Below are 8823 nucleotides of genomic sequence, written 5' to 3'. Positions count from 1 at the left end.
CATCATGCCGGGGCCGGCTGGTTACCTACGCCTTCATCCTCCCGGACACCGGCGTCATGAAAAAGGTAACGGGGGGCGATCCAGCGCCTGGGCGGGCGCGATCGGTGGCTAACTTTACATAATGTAGATTATCGGCTTTATGGTGCCGAAAGCAGACGTAGCCCCAAGGCGGTTGCTGCTTTGCGATCGAATGTGATGATGTCCTGTGCGCCTGCAGCGCGACATGCTTCTGCGATCAATGCGTCAGGCAAGTCTGCACCGTCGTGCGCGGCCCTGATGGCGCGCTCGATCCGGCCGTGGTTCTCCACGCGAATCTCAGCTTGATTGACCAAGGTCTCGATGGTCGCCAACACCTGCGCCTTGTCGAGTCCGTAGGCTCTGGTCAAGACCCAATACAGCTCCGCCAGAACCACGTCTGTAACAAAGCCCGGGTGCTGTGGGGTCAGGCGCCCCAGTTCTTGTTGAGCCATCAGGAACTGGGCGGGTTCGTCCTTGGTCAGAAAACGGACGATCACGTTTGTATCGAGGCCAATCACTGGTTAGCACCTTGAATGATTGCTTCCTCCATGACGTCGATCGAGACGGGTTCCCCAGGGCGGTGAAGGGTTCCCCCGAGGTCCATCAGTGAGCCCGAGGCGCGGCTCATGACGATTTCCCCGGCGTGATTGCGGGTGAATGTCACCCGCGTCCCCGGTGTCAAACCGAGAGATGCACGGATGTCCTTGGGGATGGTGATTTGTCCCTTGCTGGTCATGGTGCCAGTTGCCATGTCTAGACCTCCTTACCTAAAGGTAAGGATTACCTGGGGGTTAAGTCAAGGAATTTTCAGAGCCGCGCTGCGATCGCCCGTCCCAAGGCCTCCGTCGTCGACTTTCCGCCCAGGTCAGGGGTCAACTCCCCCGTTGCCAATTCGGCTTCGATCGCCGCCAGGACGGCTGCACCTGCTTCGATCTCCCCCAGGTGATCCAACATGAGGCCGGCACTCCAGATCTGCCCGATCGGGTTGGCAATCCCCTGGCCCGCAATGTCTGGTGCTGACCCATGCACAGGTTCGAACAGACTGGGGAACTTACCCTCAGGGTTGATGTTGGCGCTGGGTGCGATACCGATGGTTCCGGTGCATGCAGGGCCCAGATCGGAGAGAATGTCCCCGAACAGGTTGCTGGCCACCACGACGTCGAACCAATCCGGGTGCAGCACAAAGTTCGCGGTCAGGATGTCGATGTGAAAACTGTCAATGTCTACATCCGGGTAAGACTTGTGCATCTGTTCCACACGCTCATCCCAGTACGGCATGGTGATGGAGATGCCATTGCTCTTGGTGGCCGAGGTCAGGTGCTTCTTGGGGCGGTTCCGGGCGATCCCGAAGGCATATTCAAGGATCCGATCCACGCCGGTGCGAGTCATCACGGTCTCCTGGATCACGGTCTCCCGGTCCGTGCCTTCAAACATCTTGCCACCAATGGAGGAGTACTCCCCCTCCGTGTTTTCCCGCACCACCAAGAAGTCGACGTCGCCGGGCTCTCGTCCTGCCAACGGGCTTGTCACGCCGGGCATGAGCTTTACGGGTCGCAGATTCACGTACTGGTCGAAATGCCGGCGGAACTGCAGGAGACTCCCCCACAGGGAAACGTGATCCGGCACCACCGCCGGTAGCCCTACGGCTCCAAAGAACAAGGCGTCAAAGTCCTTGAGCTGATCGAACCAGTCTTCCGGCAGCATGGCACCGTGCTCCTGGAAGTACTCAGCGCACGCGAAGTCGAAATGCTCGTAGTTCAGGTTGAAACTGAACGTTTGCGCAGCGGCATCCAGTGCCCGCAGACCTTCCGGGACCACCTCCTTGCCGATTCCATCCCCTGGGATGACGGCAATGTTGTACGTGCGCTCAGTGATGTGGTTGCTCATGGTGAATCCTCTTGACGGTGCCGGGCTGAAGTGGTTACGTGCGGCGTCAGAACTTCGGGGCATTGACTGGTGCTGAGGGCTGCCGACCACCCAGGACAGCCAGCACCTGCCGGGCTGCGGACTCCCCTGCGCGCATGCGCGCTTCCTCGGTCTGTCCTGCGAGGTGGGAGACAATCACCACGTCATCACGTCCGGCCAGTGGCGAGTCGGTGGTCAGTGGTTCCCGGTCCACTACATCCAGTGCCGCTCCCCCGATGGACTTGCTCTCCAGCGCCGTGGCAAGAGCGGCTTCATCAATCAGGGAGCCTCGGGCAGTGTTGACGACGACGGCGGTGGGGTTCATGGCGGCCAAGAAATCGCCATCCACCTTGTTGCGATTTTCTGCCGTGGGTTTCACGTGCAGGGACAGGTAGTCGGACCGTGCTTGGATGGCGCCCAGTTCCACGTACTCCACTGCGCTGACCTGCAGATCAGGGTGTGCCGTGTGGACCAGGACCGTCATGCCGAATGCTGCGGCCAAAGTGGCCACGGCTCTGCCGCTGGCTCCGAATCCCAGAATGCCCAAGGTCTTGCCGCGTAGTTCCGTGCCCGCTGTGCGGGGCCACTGGCCCTGGCGAACCTGCGGAATCACGGTGTCCAGATGTTTGGCGGCGGTCAGCATCAGTGCCATGGTCATTTCCGCCACCGAATGGTGATTCACACCCGGGGCGTTGCAGACCCAAATCCCGAGCTCTTGTGCCGCGTCAGTGTCCACGGAATCGAATCCCACACCACTGCGCGCAATCACTTTGAGCCGCGCGGCTCCTGCAAGCATCTCTGCGGTGACCGGCTCACTGGCCACGATGGCTGCATCCACGTCCGCGAGGAGCCGGAGTCGTTCGTCATCGTCGCGTGTTCCACGGGCCGGCGAGTAGGTGACCGTGTGCCCGGCATCAGTGAGGATCCGATCCACGGCGTCCCCGGGGCCCAGATAATCTGTGGTGACCAGGACATGACCCATGAGTGTGTGCCTCCTTGCACGTCGCTCGCGTCATCTACCCTAGTTGGCAACGTCGCCGGCGGAGGAACGTCCGGTTGACTGTTCGTGTGACAAGTGTCGAAGGAACGGGGACTGTTGTGGACTTGCGGCGGTTGCGTCAGGCCGAGGCGCGCGATGTGCTGGGCATCTGGGAGCTGCGGCGTCAACTCGAGGAGTGGCTGCAAGTCCACGGCATCGACCAGTGGCCGCACGGGTCCCTACCGCAATCCGTGGTTGCGGCAGATGTGAACCGGGGCCTTTGGTATGCGGTTCCCGGACCCGCGGGCACGGTTCTGGCGGCATTGCGCCTGCACACGGAGGACCCTGACTTCTGGCCAGAGAGCCCACCTCAATCCGTCTTTGTGCACGGACTGATGGTGGCACGCAACCACGCCGGCGCCGATGTCGGGCGACACTTGCTGGAATGGGCAGCGCACCGAGGACGTGAGCTGGGAGCCCTGTGGCTGCGTCTGGATTGCGCAGCCGACAACGAACGGTTGAAGACGTACTACGCGGGTCTCGAGTTCGAGCTTGTCCGGGTGCAAAGTGTGACTGACACCCGTGGGTTTGAAGTGCTCTTGATGCGGCGCCCCATCGCCTGACGGCTGTCAGCGGATGGCTGGCACGTCAGCCGAGCCGAACTCCCTCCGGAAGTCCGCGGGGATGCGCTGAGCGAGTTCTGCCATGCTGCGCTGCTGCTTCTGCCCGGCATCGGTGTGCAGGCGCAGGTCGATCATCACCACGTCGTCGTGCTCGGACTCCATGACAGTGCGCCAGTGATCTGCTGGGTCCGGGCCGTCATTCGTCCGCTGCCCTGTGCAGACCAGAACCACTTTGCCTTCCAAGTCCGGTTCGGGCTTCATCAGCCACGCCATGATGGCCGGAAGCCGTGACTGGGCGGTGGACAGCGCCAGCAGTCCCCCGGCCATGCCCGTCAGGCAGGCACCAGCGGCCGTGGCCGCAATGGGTGTGAGGACGCGCATGGAGTTCACCTGGTTCTGGGTGGGGTGTGGTCACGACGACGGCGGACACCGCCCGTGATTGCCCCAGCTTAGAAAGGTGAACACCAGATGAACAGAGCATGGCGGGTGGGTTTGATCTCAATCGTTGTCCACCGGCGCATCCCCATGAGTGTCACATCTTGGTGTCACATGATCTGATGGGGCGTGTGGACGTGATCCAGCCCGCACAGGTGGCATTACAGTAGAGTTGCAGAAGTAAACGCACCTGATGCCTGCGTGGCCACGGTGACGGGTCCCCCATACCCGCCACAGACAAACCAGATGACTGAAAGTGATGGAGGGCTGAGATCCAGTGTTGGAATGGATGCTGATGAACGCTTGGGTGGTCTGGCTGATCATCGCGCTGTTGTTGGGCGTGGTGGAGATCCTGACTCTGGACCTCACGTTCTTGATGCTGGCTGGAGGTGCTGTTGCGGCCTCGATCGTCTCAGCAATTTCGGGCGGCAACCTGGTGCTTGAAGTCCTGGCATTCGTGGCCGTGGCCATTCTGCTGTTGTTCGCCATCAGGCCACGCTTGCTGCGCAAACTCCACCAGGCACCGGGGGCAGGGGCCCTGTCCAATGCGGACCGTCTGCCCGGTCAACCCTGCATGGTGCTGGAACCCGTGACCACCCAGACCGGTCTGGTGCGCCTGGACGGGGACGTCTGGACAGCCCGTTCAGCAAGTGGTGCCCAGTACCCCGTGGACCAGCAGGTGTACGTGCAGCGCGTGGACGGGGCCACGGTCGTGGTCACGGACGTGCCTCTGAAACCGGCCGGCCCAACCGTGCAGGCCTGAGGCCACCCACAACTGAACTGATTCGAAACCGCAAGAACGTGAACATCACCAGAGAGGAAACACCATGGCATTTTTGATTTTGCTGGCGGTGTTGGTCATCCTGGCGGTGGTGGTACTGCTCAAGGCAGTGCGCATCATCCCCCAGGCTCGGGCCGGCATCGTGGAACGCCTGGGCAAGTACCAGGCAACGTTGAACCCGGGGTTGCACATCCTGGTGCCCTTCATTGACCGGCTCCTGCCGCTGATCGACCTCCGTGAGCAAGTGGTGTCCTTCCCCTCCCAGTCCGTGATCACGGAGGACAACCTGGTGGTGGGGATCGACACCGTGGTGTATTTCCAGGTCACCGACCCCCGTGCCGCCACGTACGAAATCACCAACTACATTCACGCCGTGGACGAGTTGACCTCGGCCACACTGCGTAACGTGGTGGGTGGATTGAACCTGGAGGAGACCCTCACCTCGCGTGACAAGATCAACGCCGAACTGCGCGGCGTCCTGGACTCCACCACGGGCCGCTGGGGCCTGCGCGTGTCCCGCGTGGACATCAAGGAGATCACTCCCCCGCCGTCCATCCAGGACTCCATGGAGAAGCAGATGCGTGCCGAGCGTGACCGCCGTGCCGCGATCCTGACCGCTGAAGGTCAGAAGCAGTCCCAGATCCTCACCGCTGAAGGTGAGCGTCAGGCAGCTGTGCTCTCCGCCGAAGGTGATGCCAAGGCAGCGATCCTGCGTGCCGATGGTGAAGCCCAGGCCATTCAGAAGGTCTTTGATTCGATTCACCGCGCCAAGCCGACTCAGAAGCTGCTGGCTTACCAGTACATCCAGACCCTGCCCAAGGTGGCTGAGGGTTCGGCCAACAAGGTGTGGATGATTCCCGCCGAGCTCGGCGATGCCCTGCGTGGCGTGGGCGAGTTCCTGGGCAAGCCCGATCAGGGCCGCGACTGGGGTGATGTCATGGAGGAGGAGGAACAGGCCGAGGCTGAAGCCCGTGAAGCCGCCAAGGCCGATGACGGCATCGTGAAGTCAGAATCCGTGAAGGTCACGGACGAGGACCTCAAGCCCTCCACCGCTGTGGCCGATCCGGACGCCTTCACCATCCCGGAGCCGGAAACCATTGACCCCGATGCTCCGGTGGACCTGGACGCACCGGTTCCCGGTGACAACCGCCGCGCAGGCAAGGGCTCCCCCTTCACCGCGGAACACCAGCAATCCTACGGGATCGTGCCGGAGTCGGACGACGACGCCGGATCCAGCGCCCGCTGACCGCAGTCTGTTCGCAGCGCCTTCTGGGCGCAAACAGGTCTCAGTCAGCCTGCTGATTCGAACACCTCAGAGGCACTCCCAGGCACGTCATGGGAGGGCCTCTGAGGTGTTTCACCCGGTGAATGCTCACGCTCGGGAACATTCACGGGCCCATGGGTGTTGATCATCCCTGAAGCGGCGGTCCCACCCCCACGGACCTGCTCCCGGGTAGAATGGGCCGCTGATCCAAGTTTGACCGTGTTTTCCACTGACAGGAGTTGCACCTGATGAGTGACCGCAGCCTGCGAGGTATGCGCCTGGGCTCACAGTCCATGGAGTCCGAGGCCGGTGTGGAGCCGGCGCCGCGGCAGCGCGTGGAGTACCGGACCGAGGATGGCGAACAGGTTTTCGTGACCTTTGCCACCGAGGCGGAAATCCCCTCCGTGTGGGTCTCCAAGTCCGGCAAGGAAGCCGTGATCGTCAACGGTGAGAAGCCGGAGAACCCCAACGAGAAGCACCAGCGCACCCACTGGGACATGCTCATGGAGCGGCGCACCACAGAAGAGCTCGAGGAAATCTTGGAGCAGCGCCTCCAGTTCTACCGGGAGCAGCACGCGATCTGATCCTCAGCGGGCAGCACTCCCACTGAACAACGACGACGGGGCGGGAACCATCCGAAAGGTGGTTCCCGCCCCGTCGTAGTGGGTGGTCCTCAGCGGATCAGCGGCCCACCAGGTTGTTGAACTTGTCCCGCAGAACGCGCGCACGCGCGGTGGTGCCCCACTTGGCCACGTTCACGATGGCTTCCTTGGTGATGTCCCCGCTCATCTTGGACACACCTTCAGCGCGCTCCACGAACGTGATGGGAACTTCCACCACCTTCAGCCCGGCCAGTTCGGTGCGCCAGCCGAGATCGATCTGGAAGCAGTAGCCACGGGAGGTGACGGTGTCCAGGTCAATGGCCTTCAGCGTGGAGGCGCGGAACGCCCGGTAGCCGGCGGTGATGTCCTGGATGTTGGAGCCCAGGAAGAACCGGGCGTAGATGCCACCGCCGCGGGAGATGAACTGCCGGTACCAGGGCCAGTTGACGGTGGAACCACCGGGTACGTAACGCGAACCGATGGCAAGGTCAGCGCCGTCTTCCACGGCCTGGAGCAACTTGGGCAGTTCCTCCGGCTGGTGGGAGCAGTCGGCATCCATCTCCACCAGGATCTGGTAGTCGTTCTCCATGCCCCACTTGAAACCGGCAATGTAGGCCTGGCCCAGGCCGTTCTTCTCCGTGCGGTGCAGAACATGGATCTGGGGGTCAGCTGCGGCCATGGCATCGGCCATGTCACCGGTGCCGTCCGGGCTGTTGTCGTCCACCACCAGGACGTCTCCGGCCGGAACGGCGCGGCGCAGGCGGTCCATCACGGTGGGGAGGGACTCGCGCTCGTTGTAGGTGGGAATGATGATGAGGGACCGCACGCGGTTGGTTTCCTTTCGCCGACAGTGTCAGGCATGACGTGGATCAGTTGCTGCCGACACCCGCAGAACGGGCCAGGTGTCTTCGGGCCAGTCTCCGTGCACCGTGGTGTTCGGAGTATCTGTTTTCTAAGGGCACCCAGCCCGTCCGGCAGTAGACGGCCAGTCTATCCAGCAGTGATGGACTGACAAACCATTAATGGTCACTTTGCCACGGGGCGCACCAGGGGTGCGGCCACGACAGGCCGTGTTGGTGTCAGGGCCTTGGCCACACCTGTGTGCCGTTGATGGCGGTGGCCACACACACCGGTAGGGACTCTTCCTCAAGGGCGGGCAACAGGGGTGTCCGCGCGCGGGGGTCGGTGCTCCAGGACGCGGCTGTTCCGGCTGCACCTTGAACCATCAGGGCCTCCACCTGCCAGCGCCCGAACGTTGCCGGTGTGCCGGGTGCCAGTTGCCCTGCCATGGGGCCTCCGCGGCCCAGGGCCCGCCAGGCGCCACGGGTGGCAGCCGTGAAGGCAGCGCGGGCGGAAATCCGTTCCTCGGATTCAGCGTGGTTGACCAGGGCCTTGACCCCGGCCCACGGATTGGCGTCGATCTGGGCGAATCCCAGGGTCACGGGCAGCCCGCGCCGGTAGTACTCCCCTGCCAGTGCCGTCTGTTCAGGAACCAGGCACACGCTCAGGGCGTGGTCGGCAGTGGCCTCCAGCACGTCCTTGACCTCCCCGGCTGTCATGGACTCGGCGAACTCCAGGCGTAGCCCTGCGGCATTCAGCCTGCGTTGTCCCACCGCCTCGGCAACGTGGTCCACGGCAGCGACGACGGCGGCACCCTCCTGCGCACCCGGCACCACCACGGCGGGGCGAAGGTTGTGCTCCAGGCAGATCTGGAGGAACGCGCAGATCTCAGCATTCTGGGGCCCATCGGCCTGGCCGAGGTCCAGGCGTAGCCCCACCAGGGCGACGGCATCATCGGTCTTCGACCAGCTGTCCACCACGGAACGGGCCGATTCGGCCTTCTCCTGAGCGTCAAGGGTGGGCCAGTGCAAGACCTCCGGGAGGCCAGGCTGGCCATGCAGGGCGTTCGGACCCACGTCCGGTCCGGTGTGCACCACGGCCGTGAACCCTTGCTGCGCCGCAGACTGCAGGGCAGCAGCCACATCAGGGACCTGCGTCAGGTCCACCGAGCTGTTCACCACCCCTGGGGTGAGCAGGTCACCGTAAAGGTCCACCACGTTCATGCGATCGTCACGAATGGCGGTGGCGGCTTGTTCCGATCCCACCCAAACCACTTGGCCGTCCTCCACCACCATGGCGGAGGCAAACGGATCAACGGGGGTGTAGACGGAGCCGTTGTGGAACATCACGGGAGAAGAGTGAGGGGAATCAGCCAT

The 8823-nt window shown here is 63.0% G+C and carries 11 protein-coding genes; 4 read left to right on the top strand and 7 right to left on the bottom strand.

Going from position 1 to position 8823, the window contains the following annotated elements; all coding sequences use genetic code 11:
* Positions 1-137: 137 nt before the first annotated feature.
* Genes GTW58_RS07735 through GTW58_RS07720 form a run of 4 tightly spaced genes read right to left on the bottom strand, consistent with a single transcriptional unit; the run spans position 138 to position 2905 of the window.
* Positions 138-536, bottom strand: coding sequence for a type II toxin-antitoxin system VapC family toxin (locus GTW58_RS07735; protein ID WP_047688762.1), 399 nt, complete (start codon positions 534-536; stop codon positions 138-140).
* Positions 533-769 carry an AbrB/MazE/SpoVT family DNA-binding domain-containing protein gene (locus tag GTW58_RS07730; RefSeq protein ID WP_047688764.1) on the bottom strand — a complete coding sequence of 79 codons (237 nt, stop codon included), beginning with the start codon at positions 767-769 and terminating at the stop codon, positions 533-535. Before GTW58_RS07730 ends, GTW58_RS07735 begins: the two co-directional genes overlap by 4 nt.
* Positions 770-825: 56 nt before the next feature.
* Positions 826-1905 (bottom strand): tartrate dehydrogenase, encoded by a 1080-nt coding sequence (locus GTW58_RS07725; protein WP_119932822.1) that lies wholly within the window; start codon positions 1903-1905, stop codon positions 826-828.
* Between the two features lie 46 nt (positions 1906-1951).
* Entirely contained in the window at positions 1952-2905 is a 954-nt protein-coding gene (locus GTW58_RS07720) for a phosphoglycerate dehydrogenase (protein WP_119932821.1), read from the bottom strand.
* Positions 2906-2991: 86 nt separating this feature from the next.
* On the opposite strand from GTW58_RS07720, the gene GTW58_RS07715 reads away from it, so the two are divergent.
* Positions 2992-3525: a GNAT family N-acetyltransferase gene (locus GTW58_RS07715; protein WP_157980478.1), complete on the top strand. Its 534-nt coding sequence runs from the start codon at positions 2992-2994 to the stop codon at positions 3523-3525.
* A gap of 6 nt (positions 3526-3531) precedes the next feature.
* Here the strand turns inward: GTW58_RS07715 and GTW58_RS07710 are convergent, their stop codons facing one another.
* Positions 3532-3906: a hypothetical protein gene (locus GTW58_RS07710; RefSeq protein WP_047688772.1), complete on the bottom strand. Its 375-nt coding sequence runs from the start codon at positions 3904-3906 to the stop codon at positions 3532-3534.
* A 349-nt stretch (positions 3907-4255) separates the two neighbouring features.
* Here GTW58_RS07710 and GTW58_RS07705 point away from each other — a divergent pair, with 349 nt between their 5' ends.
* The 3 genes from GTW58_RS07705 to GTW58_RS07695 all read left to right on the top strand — a co-directional run bounded on the left by GTW58_RS07705 (position 4256) and on the right by GTW58_RS07695 (position 6589).
* Positions 4256-4723 (top strand): NfeD family protein, encoded by a 468-nt coding sequence (locus tag GTW58_RS07705; protein ID WP_157980477.1) that lies wholly within the window; start codon positions 4256-4258, stop codon positions 4721-4723.
* Between the two features lie 64 nt (positions 4724-4787).
* The gene (locus GTW58_RS07700; RefSeq protein WP_081993621.1) at positions 4788-5987 is read left to right on the top strand and encodes an SPFH domain-containing protein; all 1200 of its coding nucleotides are present in this window, start codon (positions 4788-4790) and stop codon (positions 5985-5987) included.
* A gap of 266 nt (positions 5988-6253) precedes the next feature.
* A complete protein-coding gene (locus GTW58_RS07695) occupies positions 6254-6589 on the top strand; it encodes an RNA polymerase-binding protein RbpA (RefSeq protein WP_047688777.1) in 336 nt (111 codons plus the stop codon).
* A 97-nt stretch (positions 6590-6686) separates the two neighbouring features.
* Here the strand turns inward: GTW58_RS07695 and GTW58_RS07690 are convergent, their stop codons facing one another.
* Both GTW58_RS07690 and GTW58_RS07685 read right to left on the bottom strand, forming a co-directional pair.
* Positions 6687-7433 (bottom strand): polyprenol monophosphomannose synthase, encoded by a 747-nt coding sequence (locus GTW58_RS07690; protein WP_119932819.1) that lies wholly within the window; start codon positions 7431-7433, stop codon positions 6687-6689.
* Between the two features lie 253 nt (positions 7434-7686).
* Complete coding sequence (locus GTW58_RS07685) at positions 7687-8823, bottom strand: hypothetical protein (RefSeq protein WP_119932818.1); 1137 nt, start codon at positions 8821-8823, stop codon at positions 7687-7689.

Origin of the sequence: Kocuria subflava (assembly GCF_012163155.1) — a bacterium.
In the GTDB taxonomy this organism is placed as follows: domain Bacteria; phylum Actinomycetota; class Actinomycetes; order Actinomycetales; family Micrococcaceae; genus Kocuria; species Kocuria subflava.
Note: the sequence above shows the minus strand (reverse complement) of the source record. Positions and strands in the feature narration are given on the sequence as shown.